Below are 18,614 nucleotides of genomic sequence, written 5' to 3' on the forward strand. Positions count from 1 at the left end.
GGTTGTGACGGCCCTAGCGGGTCAGGTTCCACAGGCGGATCGTCTCGTCGTCCGAGCCGCTGGCGAGCAGTTGGCCGTCGGGCGAGAACGCGACGCTGTAGACCGACCTGGTGTGGCCGGTCAGCGGCTGCCCGATCTGCGTGCGGGTGGCGACGTTCCACAGCCGGACCGCGTTGTCGGAGCCGCCCGTGGCCATGGTCGCGCCGTCCGGCGAGAACGCCACGCCGAGGATCGGGCCGCCCTGATGGCCTTCCATCGGTGTGCCGGCCGCCTGCCGGGTGGCGGTGTCCCAGAGATGGACCCGCCGGTCGTGACCGACCGACGCGACCAGCTTGCCGTCGGGGCTGAAGCGGATCCGGTTGATGCCATCGGTGTTGCCGCTCATGTCGGTGCCCGTCGGCTGGCCCGAGTCGGCGTTCCACAGCCGCACGTCGTGGCCCCAGTCGGTCGCGAAGACGCCGCGGTTCGTGGGGTGGAACGTGACGAAGTTGATCGGATGGTTCTTGTCGTTCAGCGCCTGGGTGGGCTTGGCGTCGGCCGCTCCCCACAGCTGCAGCAGATGGCTGCTGGAGTCAACGGCGGCGACCCGCTTGCAGTCGGCGCTCAGGGCCACGCTCTGGATCTGCGCCAGCGTGGTGAGCGGCCTGGCCGCCGACCTGCGGTTCCTGGTGTCCCACAGGTAGACGAAGCCTTCGGAGCCGCCGGTGACGAGGGTCCTGCCGTCGGGGCTCAGTTGGTACCCCCTGATCGACCCGGTGTGGCTGTTCAGCGGGTTGCCGATCTGGCTGTGGTCGGCGGTGTTCCAGAAGCGGACGCTGCCGTCCTGACCCGACGAGAACAGCACCCCGGACTCCTCGGCCAGGAACTCCAGGAACGACACGGTGCCGGTGTGCCCGGTCAGCTGGGTGACGAAGGTCGCGCCCCGCACCTGTGCCAGCGTCCGGGGTTCCCATGGCCGCCAGATCGCCGTGCCGGCGCCCGCCACGGCCACGGGAGCGGCGATCCCGGCCAGCAGCAGCGCACGCCTCGAGACGGGCCTGCGCGTCGGCGCCTCCCCGTCCTCGAGGTCCGGTCCGGCGGCGGCCACAGGCCCAGGTTCAGGCCCGGGTTCGGGCGAGGGTTCAGGCCCGGGTCCGGGTTCCGGTTCGGGCGGCACCGCCGAGACGGGTGGGGCGGCGGGCATGGACGGCGGCGGGGAGACCGGCGCGACGGGCACCGCCGAAACCGGTGCGACGGCTGGCATCGGCGGCGCCGGGGAGACCGGCGCGACCGGCACCGCCGAGATCGGTTCGGACGGCTGCGGCGAGACGGGCGCGGACGGCGGGTGCACGGCCGGCGCGGGGGTCGGCCGGCTCAGGAGGCTGCCGGCGGCGACCACGAGCTCGGGCTGGTCGATCACGGTCGGCGCGATGCCCAGTGTCCGGTGCAGCAGCGTCCCGGCCAGCGGTACCCGCGAAGCACCGCCGACCAGGAACACGCCGGCGATCGCCTCGGGCGGCAGGCCCGCCTCGCGCAGGGTCCGCAGCGTCAGCTGCACCGTCCGGTCCAGGTGCGGGTGGGCTGCCCGCTCGAACTCCTCGCGGGTCAGGTGCAGTTCGACGTCGACCAGCGGCACCAGCAGCCGCGCCGCCGGGTGCCGCGACAGCTGCTCCTTCACCGCCCGTGCGCCCCGCCACAGCGTCTGCCGGGCCTGCCGGTCCGCCGCCGACTGTGGCCAGTCCAGGCGGCCCCATGCCGCCGCGTCCGCGGTCAGGGTGCGGGCGTGCGCGACGACCACGGCGTCGAGGTCGAGGCCGCCGACGTCGTTCAGGCCGTTGGTCGCCACCACCTCCACGACGCCGTCGAGGTTCTGCCGCACGACGCTCACGTCGAACGTGCCGGCGCCCAGGTCGTACACGACGAGGGACTTCCCCGCCGGGATCTCCCGGCCGAGCACCGTGAGGAAGTAGGCCGCGGCGGCGACCGGCTCGGCCACCAGCCCGACGTCGCCGAACCCGGCGCGGCGGGCCGCGTCGACGAGGACGGCGAGGCGCGGGCGGCTCCAGACCGCCGGGTGGGTCAGCACGACCCCGGACAGCGGTCCCCCGGCGACCCGGGCCGCCTCCGCAGCGACCCGGCCGAGCACGGCGGCGACGAGGTCGCCCACCGCGTGCTCGCGGTCGCCGAGCCACACCGTCCCGTCGTCGATGCGCCGTTTCGGGTTGGCCTCGAGCCCGGCCGGTGCGGCGACCGCGGCCCGCTCGGCGTCCATCCCGGTGAACAGCGCCACGCCGTCGCCGGCCGACACGGCCGAGGACAGCAGCGGCGAGGCGTCGAAGAGCAGGGGCTGGGCGCGTCCGTCGCCGTCGGCGAGCACCGCGACGGTCGAGGAGGTGCCGAAGTCGATGCCCAGCCGGAAGCCATCCGTGATCACGCGGCCAATCTAGGGATCTCCGGTCCGGAAGAACACCGGCCGATGCGTCCGTTCGCGGGACCGGATCAGTGCACGATCGTCCGGGACCAGTCCGCCAGGAGCGTGACCAGGCCGTGGAGTCGTTGCAGGGCGGACGCCGCGGAGGTGTCGCGGCCGTACTGCGGGTGCCCGAACGTGCCGTCGCGGACCACGCGGGCGAGCGCGAGCGGCGCGAACCAACTGTACTTCGCCGCGCCGCAGGCGGCGATCGCCCGGCAAACCTGGTCCGGTGGCCCGGTCCACCCGCCGTCGCGCAGGCCGCCGATGTACTCCGCGGTGACGGCGGCGGCGATGTCCGGCAGGAGCGCGGCGTCCATCAGCCCGTCGGCGACGCTGTCCACGATGAGGTTGGCGACGTCCTCGCCGATGCCGCCCTCACCGGTGAACGACCAGTCCAGCAGCACCGTGGTCGCACCGTCCTCGATCAGGTTGGTGGGCCACACGTCCAGGTGGCAGAGCGTCCGCGGGGCCTCCTCGGCGGCGGTGAGGACGGTGTGCCGCTGGGCCCGCAGCCGCCGCAGCTGGTCCCGCACGGCGGCCGGCCAGACCGCGGCGACGGGATGGTCCCAGTGCTCGTCGCCGTCGGTCCAGGCGGCGCGGCCCGGTCCTTCGGCGAGGTACTGCGGCAGCCAGCGACGGGACAGCCACGGCAGGTCCGGCACCCGGTCGACCCACCGTGCCTGCGCCACGCCCAGTTGCCGGGCGAACCGCGCCAGGCGATCCACCGGCCAGGACATGCCGGGGGCGCCGCGGGCGTCGGCCAGCCACAGCTCGACCGCACCGTCGGAGCGCTCCGCGACGTCCAGCAGCTCGGGCGCGGCGATGCCGGCATCGGCGTAGACCCGTGCCGCGAAGCCGGTCGTGTACGCCGACACCTCCCGGTGCCAGAAGTTCCAGTGGGTGGGTTCATCGCTGGTCTGCCACGCGGGCGAGCCGGCCGGTCCGGCCGTGGGCGGCCGGGCGACCTTGAGGATCGCACTGCCGCCGGGGCCGCGGACCCGCCAGATCCCGCCGGTCGCGGCGTTGCCCTCGTTGTGGGTCAGGGCTTCCGCGGTCTCGATGCGACCGCCGATCCGGGCGGGCAGGGTCTGGTGCGGCAGGTCCACGGTGCCTCGCTCCCTGGTGGCCGGTAGGGCCTGGTCAACGTATCCGAGCCGGGCCGCCGAAAGATCCACGTCAGGGCTGACGACGCCGGCACCGGCCGGGTCGTACGATGGGAGCGTTAAACCGTTCGGCGGCCGGCGCGCCGGGCGGCATGATGGCTGCTTGTGGGAAACCGAGCCAATTACGCCATCATCGAGCGGGGCACGACGGTGCTGGGCTGGTCGCGCTGGGGTGCCACGTCCATCGTGGCCGATCTGCTCCCCGGGCCCGAAGCGGCGACCGCGGCGCTGCGACCGCAGGAACTGCCCGATGCAGTGCCGCCGAACACCTCCGAGGCGCTGCGATGGACGGGTGTCACACCCGTCAACGGGCTCATGACCGACGGCAGCTGTCAGGGTGCCGCCCTGATCGACCACGACCGGCGGGTGCTGCTCGCGTTCGACGAACCCGACGACTACGCCACGTTCGTCGACGGGTTCGCCGGGCTGGTCGAGACGTGGCCGGGCTGGCACGTGCGGTGGGCGTTCGACGGGGTGCTCGACCTCGCGGCGTATCTCGGCCTGGACCGCGCTCCGCTACGGGACACGCAGTTTCCGGACCAGCAACGGCTCGCGGACCTGCCGGTCCCGTTCGACGGTCCGGACGATCTGCGCCCGGACCGGCCCAACGACTGGTACAAGGGCGTGCTGAGCATCCGGCGCCCCGACGACTCGCTGGATCTGTACCTGGCCGCCGATGACCAGACCTCGATCGCCTACACCACCGCCGCGAAGGTCGAAGCCATGGCGCCCGGTTTCGCCGGCCTCGAGCGGTCAGAACTGCCCCGCTGGGGGCTGCACCTGGACCAGGCCGCCCGCACCGGCGCGCTGTGGTGCATCGACCGGCTCTGCGGCGCGCTCATCGACACCGCGCCGGCATGGCCCGGCTGGACCTGGACGTTGTGGGGCGCCGACGTGCGCAGGCAACTCGACGCGTGCGCGGGCGCGCTGCAGGTGCCCCCGCTGCCGGCCCGCCTGCGCGACCTGACGACCGTCGGCCTGTAACCGCGTCATGGGGCCTCGGCGTGACCCGGCGGCGGGAACGGCGGCTCGGCGGGGCGGGTGTCGTAGGCGGCGCGGGCGGTGAGCACCTCGACGAGGTTGTCCTGGGCCCAGTCGCGGATCGAGCTCAGCAGATCGGCCGCCCGGCGGCCGAGCGGGGTCAGCGCGTAGTCGACCCGGGGCGGGATGGTCGGGAACTGCGTCCGGTTGACGAAGCCGTCCCGCTCCAGTTGGCGCAGCGCCTGGGTGAGACTCTTCTGTGTGATGCCGTCGAGCCTGCGCCTGAGCTCGCCGAAGCGCAGCGGCCGGTCGATGAGGGCCGGGACGATGAGCACCGTCCACTTGCTACCGATCACGTCCAGCACGCCGCGGGACGGGCAGGACCGCAGATAGACATCCGCGCCGCCGAACTGGCGCAGGTCAGCGATAGTATCCACGAGGTACCTATATACCCTGAGGGTGCCTGGTTGTCATGCGGCACCGCCGCCGCGAGGCTCGGTGCATGGCAATGTCATCAGCAACGACCGTGCTCGTCTCGGGGGCGTCCGGCGGCCTGGGCAGGGCGACCGCGCAGGCCCTCGCCGGGGCCGGGGCGAGGGTGCTCGTCCATGCCCGGACCGAGGAGCGCGCGGTGGCGGCGGCCCGCGACCTGCGTGGTGTGCCGGTGTGGGCGGACCTCGGTTCGGTGGCCGGTGTGTGCGCCCTCGCCGAGCAGGTCACCGCCGCCGCGCAGGACGGGCTGCACGTCCTGGTCAACAATGCCGGCGGCGCGTCGCCGCGGCGGGACCTGTCGCCGGACGGCATTGCACGCACGATCGCGGTCAACCACGTCGCCCCGGCCGCGCTGACCGCGTTGCTGCTCCCGGTGCTGCGCCGCGGCGCCGTCGCCGCCGGGCGGCCGTCGCGGGTGGTCAACGTGTCGTCCACGGTGGAGCGTCTCGGCCGGCGGCTGGCCGACTGGTCGTACCCGGAGCGGTTCAGCCAATGGCGGGCGTACTGCGACGCGAAGCTGCTCAACCTCGCGTTCACCTATGCCCTCGCGCGGCGGTTCGACCACCACGAGATCACCGTCAACGCCGCCGACCCCGGCAACGTCGCCACCGGCTTCGGGCGCAACGGCGGCGCCTTCCGGTTCTTCCAGGGACCGGCCCGGTTCCTGCTGGCCAGCCCCGAACACGGCGCCCGCACCGCCGTCAGGCTCGCCGGCGACCGCGCCCTCGACTCCGCGACCGGCGGCTACTACGCGAAGGGCCGGCCGGCGCGCTCCTCGGCCACGTCCCGCGACCCGCGGTACGGCGATCAGGTCCTGGCGATGACGGCGCGCCTGCTGATCCGGTCGGGCATTGATCCGGATCCGTTCGACAACAGCGCCGGGTGAACCGGGCATGCAACAGGACGCCGTGGTCGCGGCGTCGAGCCAGGTATGAAGGCGATACTGCGGTGATCGAATTCGACGAGTACGTGCGGCTGCGCGGCGACCGGCTGGTCCGCCTGGCGCGGCTGCTGGTCCGCGACCGGCACCTGGCCGAGGACCTGGTGCAGGAGGTGCTCGGCCGCGCCTACGTGCGGTGGGACCGGGTGAGCCGGGCCGACGACGTCGACGTGTACGTGCGGCGGATGCTCGTGAACCGGCACATCTCCTGGCGGCGCCGGCGCTCCTCCACCGAGGTCGCGATCGACACGTCGGCCACGCACCTGGACCGGGCCGGGCTCGGCGACATCGGCACCGAGACAGCCGAGCGCGACGCCGCCTGGCAGCTCATCGCCGAACTGCCGCCGAAGCAGCGCGCGACGCTCGTGCTGCGCTACTACGAGGACCTCGACGACGCCACGATCGCGCAGATCCTGCAGTGCTCCCAGGTCACGGTGCGCTCGCAGGCGATGCGGGCGCTGGCCACCCTGCGCCGCCGGCTGGCCGAGGTGCCGGCCCTCAGGAAGGACGCCACGCGATGAACGACATCGACCCGGTCTTCACCACCGCCCTGCAGGAACGCGCCGACGGCGACGTGCGCGTCGAGGCCCTGCTCGACGGCGCCCGCCGGCGCGGGGTCCGACACCGCCGCAACCGGCGCCTGGCCACCGGTGCCGGTGCGGGCCTGGCCGTCGCGGCCGTGCTCGCCGCGACCACGCTGCTCCCCCGCGGCGCCACCGCCCCGGCGCCCGGCGGCTCGGCGCCGCCGACGAGCCGCACCGCCACCGCCTCATCGCCGGCCGCGTCGTCGGTCGTGGAGAAGCCGCGCCCGCCGGCGGCGTCCCTGGCGCCGCTGACCGCCGGCGGCCGGATCGGCGAGGGCCACCAGATCCACCTCGACACCGTCGACCCGACCCCGTTCACCCTGGCCTGGGGCTCGGGCAACGGCGTGGAGACGATCCAGGCCAGCCGCGGCAAGACCTCGAAGTTCGGTTACAGCACGTACTCGGTGCTGGTCGCCCAGACCGCGGAGCGCCTGGACCAGGAGACGGCGCACCTGTTCGCCGGCGAACCGCAGACCGAGCCGTTGCGGATCAACGGCGGCGCCACCGGGATACTGCGCTGGAGCCAGGAGATGGCCACGCTGCGCTGGCAGCCGTTGCCGGACGTCTGGGCCATGGCCTGGGTGCGGTTCCACGACAGCGTGCCCGACCCGCTGCCGGTGATCACCGCCGACGACGCCCGCGGCGCGATGCTGGAGGTGTCCAGCGCGGTCCGCTACGACCGGGTGCTGCGCTGCACGGCGCAGTTCCGCCTCACCTGGGCCCCGCCCGGCACGAAGACGTCAGCCTGCTCGCTGCAGTGGACCGGGACCACGGGCTCCGCCAGCTTCGCGTTCACGGTGCCGGGCCGCGGCACGTTCCACGTCTCCGACACGGACGCGGCCGACTGGCAGCCGAACACCACGTACGCCGGCAAGCAGGTGCAGTCCGGCCGGGACGGCTCGTGGATCGTGGTCGACGGCCGCGGGTACCTCATCGAGCCCGGCGACTCGGGCCTGACCAAGGACCAGCAACTGCACGTGCTCACCGGCATCCAGTCCGGCCCCCCGACGGACGACCCGGTCCGCTGAGGCCCGGGCGCCGGAATGCGCATGACGGGCTCGGGCGGGTTGCCTACCCTGGCCCCGGCGGTGTCGACAGGACGGGCGGGAGCGGCAGATGGACGTCATCTGGGACATGGAGACCAGCGATCCGGACGACTTCATCACGCTGCTGCTCCTGCTCGGGCATCCGCGGGTGAACCTGATCGGCGTCACCGTCACACCGGGGACGCCGGACCAGGTCGGGGTGGTCCGGCGGGCCCTGGACTGGTTCGGCCGGTCGATCCCGGTCGGTGCGTTCAACCTCGGGCACACGGTCCGGGACCCGGGGCAGGGCGGGCAGGGGCGGCGCGGGGCCTGCGTCTCGTCGTGGCATTACGCGGCCTTCGGTGACATGCCGCCGTCGACGGACGCCGTGCCGGGGCCCGAACTGCTCCGCGACCTGTGCGGCCCGTCGACCACTCTCGTCACCGGGGCGCCGCTGAAGAACCTCGGCGGCGCGCTGAAGCTGCCGGGGTTCCAGCTCGGTGAGGTCGTCGTGCAGGGCGGCTTCGCGGGTGCGGGCGTGGTGCCGCCGGAACGGCAGCTGGAGAAGTTCCGCGGCCTGGCGACCTGCCCGTCGTACAACCTCAACGGTGACAGCAGGTCGGCGCTCGCGGTGATCGCGGCGGAGACGATCGCCCGCAAGCGGTTCGTGTCGAAGAACGTCTGCCACGGCGTCGTCTACGACCGTGCCCTGCACGCCGAGGTCGCCGCCGTGCGCGACCGCGCCACCTCGCTCCGCCTGATCTGGCAGGGCATGGACAGATACCTGGACAAGCACGCCGGGCGTCCCGCACCGCCGCGGAACACCGCGATCACCGCCACCGAGGTGCGCCTCGCCGGGGACGACGGCTCGCTCAACCTGATCGGCCGTGACGACGCGATCGCCGGTGCCGCGGCCCGGGGTCTCGACCTCGTCGCGGTCACCGCCGACGCCGTGCCGGTCTGCCGGGCGATGCCACCGGCCGTGGAGCACCGCGAGTCGGCGGACCCGCAGGGCAAGATGCTGCACGACCCGCTCGCGGCCTGCTGCGCGATCGACCCGTCGATCGCGCAGTGGGCGGAGGTCGACCTGTACCGCGAACGCGGGGCCTGGGGCTCCCGGCTCGCACCCGGCTCCGGCGTCTTCATCACCGTCGGCCACGACCACGCGAAGTTCGTCGCCACCCTGTTGGAGTCCTGACGACATCCCGCGTTTCAGCGTGGTTTCAGCCCCTCCGGCGACGGTAGGCGGGTCGGCCGAGCCCGTCGGTCGGCCTGAGCAGGAGGTAGCACCATGAAGGCACACAGCGGATACTGCCGGCGGATCTTCGCGGTGATCGTCGCCGCGGGGGCGATGCTCGTCGCGTCGGCCGCCACGGCGTCGGCCGCACCGGGCGACGCGGCCACCACCACGCGAGCCGCGCTCGCGCCGCCACGGCTGGTGATCCTGGCCCAGGACGGCGGGGCACGGCTGCTGGACGCGCACGAGATCGCGTCGCAGGACTACAACGTGGTCACCCGGCCCTACCAGTCGGACTCCACGCAGAAGTGGTGGCTGACCGACCAGGGCGGCGGCGTGTACACGTTGCAGCAGGCCAGCAGCGGCCGGTACCTCGACGCGCACGAGATCGCCGGGCTCGACTTCCGGGTCGTGACCCGGCCGAGGCAGACGTTCGACGCCACGCAGCTGTGGCGGCTGCAGGACTACGGCGGCGCGTTCTACACCGTCCAGCAGGTCAGCAGCGGCCGGTACCTGGACGCGTACCTGTCCAGCGCGCAGGACTTCCGGGCGGTCACCCGGCCGTTCAACGGCGCCAACTCGCAGGTGTGGCGGATCCTGGGCGCCTGACCGAAATCGGCCCCGGGGGTGTCAGGTCGCCGACCGGGCACCCCCGGGGCCGCCGGATACCCTTGCCAGTCGTCGGACGGGTGGGGGAAACGTATGCAGGTCAGGCTCCTCGGGCCGATCGACGTGACGCTCGGCGGCGCGCCGCGGGAGGTGCCGGGCCTGCGCCGCAAGGCGGTGCTGGCGACCCTGGCGATGGGCCGGGGCGAGGTGGTCAGCACCGACCGGCTGATCGACACCGTCTGGGGCGAGGACCCGCCGGCGACAGCCGTGAACACGTTGCAGCGGCACGTGTCGTACCTGCGGCAGGTGCTGGGCGGCCGCGACACGATCCTGGCCCGCCCGCCCGGGTACCTCCTCGCGCTGGACGACGACGCCACCGACGTCGCGGTCGCCGAGCGGCTGATCCAGCAGGGGACCGGCACGCAGGAGCAGGCCGAGCGGGTGCGGTGCCTGCGCGCCGCGCTCGCGTTGTGGCGCGGCCGGCCGCTCGCCGACGTCGCCGGGCTGACCGGACTGGACCTGGAGGCCGAGCGCCTCGAGGCGCTGCGGCTGCACGCGCAGGCGGCGCTCGTCGAGAGCCGGTTGCAGCTCGGCGAGCATGCGCAGCTGGTGCCGGAGCTGGAGCGGCTCACCCGCGACCACCCGCTCGACGAGGGGCTGCACGCCCACCTGATGACCGCGCTGCACCGGTCGGGGCGGCCCGCCGACGCCCTCGCCACGTATCAGCGGCTGCGCCAGGCGCTCGCCGACGAACTGGGCCTCGACCCCGGGCCGGGCATCCGCGACCTGGAGGCCGCCGTCCTGCGCGGCGACGCGGCCCTGGACCTGGCCGCCCCGCAGGCCGCCACCGTCTCCGCGCCGGCGCAGCTGCCGCTGGCGGTGCGCGGTTTCGCCGGCCACGCCGGCAGCGTGGCCCAGCTCGACGCCCTTGCGCAGGGAGCTGCGCGCAGCATGGTCGTGTGCGCCGTGTCCGGGCCGCCCGGCGTCGGCAAGACCAGCCTCGCCGTGCACTGGGCGCACCGCGTCGCCGACCGGTTCCCCGATGGTCAGCTGTACGTGAACCTGCGCGGCTTCGACCACCGCGGCGCGGTCATGGACCCGGCGGAGGCGCTGCGGGGCTTCCTGCGCGCGTTCCGGCCCGACGAGCAGCTCCCGGCCGCGCTGGACGAGCGGGCCACCCGGTTCCGTAGCCTCCTGGCCGGCAAACGGGTGCTGATCATCCTGGACAACGCCCGCGACGCGGACCAGGTCCGCCCGCTGCTGCCCGGCACGCCCGGCTGCCTGGTGCTGGTCACCAGCCGCAACCAGCTCACGCCGCTGGTCGCGGCCGAGGGTGCCTACCCGCTCGCGCTCGACCTGCTGAGCGCCGGTGAGGCCCGCGAGCTGCTCACCCATCGGCTCGGCGCGGCCCGTGCCGCCGCCGAACCCGCCGCGGTCACGGACATCGTGGCACGCTGCGCGCGGCTGCCCCTGGCCCTGGCCATCGCCGCCGCGCACGCCGCCACGAGGCCCGGCACGTCGCTCGCGGCGCAGGCGGCGCAGCTGCGCGACACCGCCGGCGGTCTGAACGCCCTGGACGGCGGCGACCCGATCACCGACGTCCGCGCGGTGTTCTCCTGGTCGTATCTGGCGCTGACCGACCCCGCCGCGCGCCTGTTCCGCCTGCTGGGCCTGCATCCCGGCCCGGACCTGGGCGCACCGGCCGCGGCCAGCCTCGCCGGGGGCACGGTGCCGCAGGTGCGGGCGCTGCTGCACGAGCTGGTCGAGGCGAACCTGCTCACCGAGCACACTCCCGGCCGGTACGGCTTCCATGACCTGCTGCGCAGCTACGCCGCCGAACAGGCCGGCCGGACGCCGGAGCGCGCCGACGCGGTCCGCCGGGTGTTCGACCACTACCTGCACGCCGCGCACGGTGCGGTGCTGCGGCTGGACTCCGGCCGGGCGCCGGCCGGCCTGACCCGTCCCGTGGCCGGCGTGACCGTCGAGCGGGTCCGCGACGGCGACGCCGCGATGGCCTGGTTCACCGCCGAGGACGCCGTGCTCCTCGCGGCGGTGCGCGGCGGCGCCGACGAGGGCCTCGACGACCACGTGTGGAAGCTCGCGTGGACGCTGACCACGTACCTCGAGTGGCTGGGCCGTTGGGACGACCTCATCGACACGCAGTCCGTCGCCCTGCAGGCGCTGCTGCGGGCCGGCGATCTGGCCGGCCGCGCCCACGTGCACCGCGACCTGGGCCGCACGCTGGCGCGGGTCGGCCGCTTCGACGACGCGGCCGGCCACCTCGACCGGGCCCTCGAGCTCTACCGCGCGCTCGGTGACACCGTCGGGCAGGCCCGCACGCACCACAACATCGGCTGGATGCTGCAGGCCCAGCAGCGGCACGGCGACGCGCTGACCCACAGCGAGCAGGCGTTGCACCTGTTCGAGACGGCGGGCGACGTGCTGTGGCAGGCCCGGACCTCCAACGCGGCGGGCTGGCTGCACGCCCAGCTCGGCAACCACCGGCGCACCCTGGACCTGTGCGGGCGGGCGCTGCAGCTGCTGCAGCAGCTCGGCGACCGGCACGGCGAGGCCGGCACCTGGGACAGCCTCGCCGTCGCGCACGACCACCTCGGCGACCACGCCCAGGCGACGCGCTGCTACGAGAAGGCGATCGCGCTGTTCGAGCAGCTCGGCGACCGTCCCACCGCCGCCGACATCCTCGTCAACGCCGGCGACCGGCACCACGCCGCCGGCGACCGCACCGCGGCCGGCGACAGCTGGCGCCGGGCCCTGCGCCACTTCGAGGCCCTCGGCGATGACCGTTCCGGCGAGGTGCGACGCAAGCTCGACACCATCTGACGTTTCAAGGGATCGGGACGACCGCGTCGGGTGCCGGGAGCAGCGCCCAGACCTTGCAGTCGGCGAACCCGTAGCCCGGCTCGTACTGCCGCACCGCCGCGTCGAGCTTGCCCGTGACGTTCTTGGTGAAGCCCTTGCTGTACTGGTCGAGCCAGTACACCTGGGGGGTGCCGCCGGACGAGTTGTCCACGGCGATGATCACCGAGTGGTACGCGCCGGAAACCGACAGGCCGAAGAAGTACCAGCCGGGGTAGTCGGCGCTGACCAGATTGAGCACCGTCTGCTCGACGGTGGGCACCCAGGCGCCGCGCCGGCCGTCGTACCGGGCGAGGTTGACCGGACCGGCCAGACCCCGTGAGCGCACCGTCTCCATGATCCGGTCGACGTGGTTGGTGTCCCGCTTGGTCTGGGCGAGGATGCGCGCCGCGTCCGCCTGCACCGTCGTCTGGATCTCCTTCGAGGTCGCCGGGGTGTAGAGCGCCTCCAGTCCCTTGTAGACGGCCGTCATGCAGCCGCCACCGGGCAGCGGACGGACCTCCTTCAGGTACTTCGTGGCGACCGCCGGCGCGGTGGCCGGCTTGAAGACGCGGCGCAGGAAGGCGAGGTCGGCGGTGTTTTCCAGGAGCTCCGCCTCGACCGCCACCAGGGTCTGGCTCGCGGCCGGGTCAGTGGCGCCGGCGAGCACCTCCCGCAGCCGCAACGCCTCCGCGCTGAGCCGCGCGATGTTGGTCTCCAGGGCGGTGGCCAGCGCCAGCTCATGGCCGTGGATCGTCTCGCCGAGCCGCTCCCGCTCCGACGACGGCGGCGCCACGACCAGCTGCTGCTTGAGCCGGCGCAGCTGGGCACGCAGGAAGATGATCCGCTGCCGGGTCAGGTCCGGCTCGGCGGCCAGCTGCTCCCGCCAGGACAGCTCGGCCTCCAGGGTGGGCACCGCGGCGCTGGACGTGTTGCTGGCCGCCTCCTGCGCGCGGGCCGCGGCGAGGCGCAGCTTCAACGCGGCCGCCTGCCGCGCGTTGTCGTCCCGCGCGGGCGTGTCCGGCACGTCGGGCGAGCGCTGCACGCGCGGTCCCGGCCGCCCGGTCGCAGCGGGTGGGTCGGGTCGCCGGCCGGCCTCCACCGCCTCGGTGGCCCGGTGCGCGTATCCCTCGCCGGTGTCGTCGACCGGCCCGACCGTCGACTGTGGACCGCCGTCGGCCCGCTGCTGGACGACGTGGGCCAGCTCGTGGGTGAGCAGCCGCCGCCCCGGGCCGGTTCGTGGCGCGTACCGGCCGGGGGCGAAGACGATGTCCTCCCCGACCGTGTACGCGGCGGCGCGGGCCGCGCCGGCCGACCGGCCGGCGTCCGGGCCGGTGTGCACCCGCACGGTGGAGAAGTCCGCGCCGAAGCGCTCGCCGAGGTCCTGTTCGACCGCGGGGTCCAACCGGTCGCCGGTGGACCGCCGCGCCCGCACCGGACCGGGTTCCGGCTCGGGCGCCGGTTCGTGTTCGTAGGACATGATGGCCTCCGCGAGGTCAGGGCCGGGTCTTCAGCCAGTCGGCGCGCGACTGCCACGGGCCGTCGGCGAACCGCACCGCCTGGACCGGCGGGTCGTACGTGAACAGGACCTCGAGCATCGCGGCCTCCGTGGCCGCGTTGCCGGCCGGCCGGACGAACTCGATGAAGATGACGTCGTGCTTGTTGGCGGTGTTGTGCCGCAACGACAGGTAGTCCAGCGCGGCGTGCTTCGCGTACGTCGTGGCCCGGGCCTTGGCGTAGGCGTAGACACCCGTGGTGCCGGCCGGCGCGGTGATCAGGTCGGATTTCTGCTCCACCCAGCGGATGTACTCAGGTGACCCGTTCGGCAGTGACGGCGGCCGCGACGGTGCCGGATCGCTCGCCGCCAGGGAGTAGTCCAGGACGCTGACCCCGCCGCCGCTGGACGGCGGGTGCGGGATCCGCACCTTGTCCAGCTGCCGGGTAGCCGGGATGAACAGCAGCTCGCTCAGCGCGCCACGCCAGTTGTTGACCCACTGGACCTGGAACGTGTAGCCGCGCATCATCGCCTCGAACCGGTCGAGCAGGTCCAGCCGCTCCTGGTGGCTGAACTTCTGGTAGTCGGCGACCCGCGCCTCAAGATCGTCGCGCCGGGCCAGGTACTCCGCGTAGGCGTGCGCCTCCTCCGGGGTGCCCGCGAACGGCTTCTCGGCGGTGGCGTTCTCCGGCCGGTCCCGGTGCTCCTTGACCCATTTCTCGCCCTCCGGCAGCCGGGCGGCGACGTCCGCCGCCGGCAGCTGGAGGTCGGCCGGCAGCGGCGGCGGTTTGGGCCGCGGCCCGGCGCCGACCAGGGTGAGCCGTTCGTTGCGGGTCTTGGCCGCCTTGATCTGGCGGGCCAGGTCGAGCACCTCGGCCTCGGTGCGGCCCGGCACCTTCTCCAGGAAGCCGTTGATCAGCGGCGCGTCGGTGTACATCGTCAGGAACTGCTCGGTCCCACCGGCGCTTTCCAGGAACCGCAGCAGCTCCGGCATCAGCGCCATCTCCCGGGTCCAGCGGGTCTGGTACACCGGGAACTCCTTGTGCGAAACGACGGTCAGCAGGCTCGCGATCCGGTCCGGCGGCAGCGGCGGCGCGAGCAGCTTCGCCAGCTTCAGCGGGCTGCGTTGGGTCTGGCCCTTGCCGGTCAGCCGTTCGAGGCCGCGGGCCACCTTCGCGTCGCCGGCGTTGGCCTCCAGTTCGACCGCGATCGCGGCCAGTTCCTTGAGGTAGCCGATGGTGGGCAGGTCGACCGCGACCGGCAGGTAGTCGCCCAGGAAATGCGCCAGCGCCGCGGCCTCCGGCGCGCTCACCTGGCTGAGCAGCTTGGCGTGCTGGTCGGGCCGGAGCGCACCGGCCAGCGCATCGGGCCGGACGTGGTCCTTCAGGACCCAGTTCTTCCCTTCCTTGACAAGCCTTTTGGGCGGGTCGGTACTGCCGGCGAGCTGGTGCAGCGTGTACCCGCCGCCCGGAGCCGGTTCGTAGTAGTGCCCCGGGGCGTCCGTGAGCGGCGGGTAGCCGGCCTTGACCGCGTCGTCGTGGTGCGAGCCCTCCGCGGCGACGTAGCCCACGCCGCGCTCCAGGTCCCAGCGGTCCAATGTGGACCGGTGCAGGTCGAGCTGGGCCTCCAGGTACGCGAGGTCCGTGACGGCGCGGCCGACCGCCTCCGGGTCGGTGCTCTCGGCGAGCGTGCGCATCCGGTACTCGATGATCGCCGGGAGCTTGCGGACCTCCAGCATCGCCTCCCAGGCCCGGGAGCCGACCGGTGGCGGGGCCGCCTTCGGGTCGAGCAGGCCGGTCACCCGGTCGAGCAGGACGCGCATCAGTCCGGAGACGCCCTTGTACCGCAGCATCAGCTGCGCCGTCTCGGCGTGCTTGCCGACCTGTTCGGCGCCGGCGAGCGGGCCGGCCAGGATGTGGACGTCGGCGACGAGGCCGAACCGGTCGAGGGTGTAGTGCACCCGGACGGTGTCGCCGGTCAGCCCGGCGTCGCGCAGCACGTCCACGTCGAGGCCGGGCGGCAGGCCGGCCTTGAGCTCGGGCGCCGGGACCGGCAGCTTCGGCGGTGGAGGCGCCTCGACGACCGGTCCCCCGACCGGCGGCCGGGCCTCCGGTTGCGGCACCGGCGGCCCGTCGGGCTTCAGCACCGGCGGACCGTCAGGTTTCGGGACCGGCGCGCCATCAGGTCGGGGTGCCGGCTCGGCGCCGGGCAGCTGGGTCGGGGCGTGGCCGGCGGGCCACAGGTGGCTGGCCACCGGCACCGCACCCGCCTGCAGGAACTGCAGGAACGCCAGCAGTCGCCGCTCCTGGTCGACGCGCGGATCCGCGCTCCCGCTGGGCGTGGTGAAGGACTGCCACTGCTGGTAGCCCATCACCAGGTATCCGCCGGCGTCGAAGAGGCGGGCACCGATCTGTCCGCCCCGGCTGAAGATGATCTGGCTGCGGGTGGCGAACTGGCCCGCCGGCCCGATCTTGCCCAGCCCGAGCGAGCCGATGTTGAGCAGGTCGCTGATCGCGGCGGCGTCCAGGCTCAGGTTGCCGTAGGCGGCGCGGTCGAGGATGCGGTATGCACTGGTGGCCGCGCCGAGCACGCCCAGCGGGGCGAGGACCGCCAGGGACGCCCCACCGGTGAACGGCACGGCGATGAGCGCGGCGAGCGTTGCCACGTTCGCGGCGTCGTCGACGGTCTCGACCAGCTGGTCGGTGAACCCGATCTGCAGCCGCATGGGGTTCGGCACGTCGACCTGGTAACTGTCGTACGGCGCCGGCGGCCGGTAGTTGAGGTAGCCGCGGCCACGGCCGAGGTTGCGCCGCAGGTCCTGCAGCGCTGCGGCCCAGGCATCGGGCAGGGTCGCGCCGCTGCCCGACGCGGTGCGCCCCTCGGCCGCCGTGACGTCGGCGATCTCCACGATCGGCGAGCGGGTGACGTACGTGCGGGCGGTGATCGTGAACAGCAGGTCGGTCGGTGAGCCTGTGGCGTCGTCGACGAGCACCGCGTTCATCGGTGTGACGGTCGTCCAGAGGTCGCCCTTCGCCGCGTCGAGCCGGCCGAGCTGCCCGGCGAGCCGGGCGGCCTCGGCCTTCATCGCCGTGATCCGCCGCTCCAGGTCCGGGTCCGCCACGCCGCCCTTCTTCGTCTTCTCCGCCAGGAGCTTCTCCAGTTCGGCGACCTGGCGGGCCATCTCGTCGTGGTCGAGCTTGACGCCGGTCCTGGGGTCGCCCGCGGCCTCGGCCTTCGCCCGCAGGTACGCCAGCTGCGCCTCGGCCTGCTCCACCTTCGCGTCCAGCTGCTTCGCCTCCGCCGGTGGGATCTCCCCTTCGGCGAGCCGGTCGACGGCGGCCTCGATCTGCGCCTCCAGGTCGTCGGCCGCCTTGGTGAACTCGTCGCGCTGGGTCTGCTGGCTCGGCATGGCGTTGCGGGCCAGCGCCTCCAGGTTGCGCACCTCGACGAACGTGCCGACCACCGAGGTGGCGCGGGTGTGGCTGGGCGAGTCGCCGGGCTGCGGGGTGGCGAGCCCGCGGACCAGGTACAGGCCTTCCTCGCGGAACGGGATGTCGATGATGTCGTCGACGGTGGGCATGCCCGGGCCCGGCAGCAGGGCCCGGATCACGGTCAGCGCGATCTCACCGGCGACTCCGAGGGTGATCCGCGCGTCGTGCAGCAGGTCCGCGGTGAGCCGCCGCACGGCCTGCTCGACATAGCCCTGCTCCTCCGGCCGCTCGCCGAGGATCACCTCGCGGTCCTCCTCGGCGTGCCGGACCCGCTTCTCGAAACCGGCGACGACGGCGTCGAGCCTGGTTGCGTCACGCGCGGACGCCTGCTCCGCGCGGTACGCCTCGATCAGCGCGGCCAGCTTGTCCTGCACCCCGTCCTTCGGGTGGAGCTTGACGACCTCCCACCGGAACGTGACCGGCTGGAGGATGTTCGTCACCGCGTCCAGGGTGTCCTGCGTGCCGGTCGTCTTGTCCAGGTGCATCAGGAAGCTGCCGGTGCTGTTGGTCGCGGTCACCAGCGGCGTCAGCGGCTGCAGGTCGGCCGGGTATGCCTTCAGCATCGCGCCGGGCACCGCGTTCGACGGCTTGAACAGCTCCGGCACGTCGGCGTTGTCCGGTGGCGGCGGCAGCGCCTCCTGGCCGGCCGGCGCGCCAGGGAAGACGGTGACGAGGTCGGTGTACCCGGCGACGACCCGCAGCATCGTGGCCATGTCGTCGGGGCTGAACGCGGTGCTCAGGTCGCCGCTGCTGGCCCCGACGACCAGGTCGCGGGCGAAGAAGAGCTTCCCGTCGGGCCCGCGTACCAGCGGGTGCAGCGTGCGGCCCGTGCCGGCGATCTGGGTCGAGATGGCGGCGGAGCCGATCTCGGCCTTGCCCGGGATCAGTCGCAGGCGCGGGGTCAGCGGCTTGTCGGGCCAGCCGAACACCTGGGCGGTCTGGCCGTCGACGATCAGGACCGCCACCCCCTCGATCCCGGGGAAGCCGGCCATGATGCGTTGCAGGTCGACGAGGACCTCGGCGGTGGTGGTGCCGGTCGCGGCGACCGGGACGGGGCCGGCGGCCGCCTGCTGGCCGGCGGGCGACTTCGCGAGCACCTGCGCGCCGGCGCCGCGCGGCCGCTGCGCCGGCGGGACCGTCGCGCCACGGGGCCGGGTCGCCGTGGGCTTGGGTGCCGGGGCGCGGGTCGCCTCGGCGGTCAGCTCACCGCCGGGCACGCCGCCCCCTGGGTCCACAGTGGACCGCCGGGCACGGATGAAGCCGCGCCCCGAAGGACACGGCTTCACCAC

Annotated in this window: 12 protein-coding genes; 7 read left to right on the forward strand and 5 right to left on the reverse strand. The window is 73.8% G+C overall.

Annotation, left to right across the window (positions count from 1 at the left end; all coding sequences use genetic code 11):
* Positions 1-13: 13 nt before the first annotated feature.
* Together ACFPIJ_RS17345 and ACFPIJ_RS17350 are read right to left on the reverse strand one after the other, a co-directional pair.
* Positions 14-2,413 (reverse strand): Hsp70 family protein, encoded by a 2,400-nt coding sequence (locus ACFPIJ_RS17345; protein WP_380116059.1) that lies wholly within the window; start codon positions 2,411-2,413, stop codon positions 14-16.
* A gap of 65 nt (positions 2,414-2,478) precedes the next feature.
* Positions 2,479-3,558: a hypothetical protein gene (locus ACFPIJ_RS17350; RefSeq protein ID WP_380116060.1), complete on the reverse strand. Its 1,080-nt coding sequence runs from the start codon at positions 3,556-3,558 to the stop codon at positions 2,479-2,481.
* A 162-nt stretch (positions 3,559-3,720) separates the two neighbouring features.
* On the opposite strand from ACFPIJ_RS17350, the gene ACFPIJ_RS17355 reads away from it, so the two are divergent.
* Positions 3,721-4,599 (forward strand): hypothetical protein, encoded by an 879-nt coding sequence (locus ACFPIJ_RS17355; RefSeq protein ID WP_380116061.1) that lies wholly within the window; start codon positions 3,721-3,723, stop codon positions 4,597-4,599.
* 5 nt (positions 4,600-4,604) lie between these two features.
* On the opposite strand, the gene ACFPIJ_RS17360 is transcribed toward ACFPIJ_RS17355, so the two are convergent.
* Positions 4,605-5,033 carry a winged helix-turn-helix transcriptional regulator gene (locus ACFPIJ_RS17360; protein WP_380116062.1) on the reverse strand — a complete coding sequence of 143 codons (429 nt, stop codon included), beginning with the start codon at positions 5,031-5,033 and terminating at the stop codon, positions 4,605-4,607.
* A gap of 71 nt (positions 5,034-5,104) precedes the next feature.
* On the opposite strand from ACFPIJ_RS17360, the gene ACFPIJ_RS17365 reads away from it, so the two are divergent.
* The 6 genes from ACFPIJ_RS17365 to ACFPIJ_RS17390 all read left to right on the forward strand — a co-directional run bounded on the left by ACFPIJ_RS17365 (position 5,105) and on the right by ACFPIJ_RS17390 (position 12,324).
* Positions 5,105-5,974: an SDR family NAD(P)-dependent oxidoreductase gene (locus ACFPIJ_RS17365; protein WP_380116063.1), complete on the forward strand. Its 870-nt coding sequence runs from the start codon at positions 5,105-5,107 to the stop codon at positions 5,972-5,974.
* Positions 5,975-6,039: 65 nt separating this feature from the next.
* Positions 6,040-6,549: a SigE family RNA polymerase sigma factor gene (locus ACFPIJ_RS17370; protein WP_380116201.1), complete on the forward strand. Its 510-nt coding sequence runs from the start codon at positions 6,040-6,042 to the stop codon at positions 6,547-6,549.
* Positions 6,546-7,640, forward strand: a complete 1,095-nt coding sequence (locus ACFPIJ_RS17375; RefSeq protein WP_380116064.1) for a hypothetical protein — start codon at positions 6,546-6,548, stop codon at positions 7,638-7,640. Before ACFPIJ_RS17370 ends, ACFPIJ_RS17375 begins: the two co-directional genes overlap by 4 nt.
* 88 nt (positions 7,641-7,728) lie before the next feature.
* On the forward strand, positions 7,729-8,835 hold the full coding sequence (locus ACFPIJ_RS17380) for a nucleoside hydrolase (RefSeq protein ID WP_380116066.1): 1,107 nt from the start codon (positions 7,729-7,731) through the stop codon (positions 8,833-8,835).
* Between the two features lie 93 nt (positions 8,836-8,928).
* Positions 8,929-9,483, forward strand: a complete 555-nt coding sequence (locus tag ACFPIJ_RS17385) for an RICIN domain-containing protein (protein ID WP_380116067.1) — start codon at positions 8,929-8,931, stop codon at positions 9,481-9,483.
* Between the two features lie 93 nt (positions 9,484-9,576).
* Entirely contained in the window at positions 9,577-12,324 is a 2,748-nt protein-coding gene (locus ACFPIJ_RS17390; protein WP_380116069.1) for an AfsR/SARP family transcriptional regulator, read from the forward strand.
* Between the two features lie 4 nt (positions 12,325-12,328).
* Here the strand turns inward: ACFPIJ_RS17390 and ACFPIJ_RS17395 are convergent, their stop codons facing one another.
* Positions 12,329-13,819 carry an eCIS core domain-containing protein gene (locus ACFPIJ_RS17395; RefSeq protein WP_380116071.1) on the reverse strand — a complete coding sequence of 497 codons (1,491 nt, stop codon included), beginning with the start codon at positions 13,817-13,819 and terminating at the stop codon, positions 12,329-12,331.
* Between the two features lie 16 nt (positions 13,820-13,835).
* Positions 13,836-18,542 (reverse strand): hypothetical protein, encoded by a 4,707-nt coding sequence (locus ACFPIJ_RS17400; RefSeq protein ID WP_380116073.1) that lies wholly within the window; start codon positions 18,540-18,542, stop codon positions 13,836-13,838.
* Positions 18,543-18,614: the final 72 nt, after the last annotated feature.

Source organism: Dactylosporangium cerinum, from assembly GCF_042653625.1.
GTDB lineage: Bacteria > Actinomycetota > Actinomycetes > Mycobacteriales > Micromonosporaceae > Dactylosporangium > Dactylosporangium cerinum.

Excerpts from the sequence above, each read along its gene's own strand:
- ACFPIJ_RS17385 (WP_380116067.1), top strand. The coding sequence starts at position 8,929 with ATGAAGGCACACAGCGGATACTGCCGGCGGATCTTCGCGGTGATCGTC.
- ACFPIJ_RS17390 (WP_380116069.1), top strand. The coding sequence starts at position 9,577 with ATGCAGGTCAGGCTCCTCGGGCCGATCGACGTGACGCTCGGCGGCGCG.
- ACFPIJ_RS17395 (WP_380116071.1), bottom strand. The coding sequence starts at position 13,819 with ATGTCCTACGAACACGAACCGGCGCCCGAGCCGGAACCCGGTCCGGTG.
- ACFPIJ_RS17380 (WP_380116066.1), top strand. The coding sequence starts at position 7,729 with ATGGACGTCATCTGGGACATGGAGACCAGCGATCCGGACGACTTCATC.
- ACFPIJ_RS17365 (WP_380116063.1), top strand. The coding sequence starts at position 5,105 with ATGTCATCAGCAACGACCGTGCTCGTCTCGGGGGCGTCCGGCGGCCTG.
- ACFPIJ_RS17375 (WP_380116064.1), top strand. The coding sequence starts at position 6,546 with ATGAACGACATCGACCCGGTCTTCACCACCGCCCTGCAGGAACGCGCC.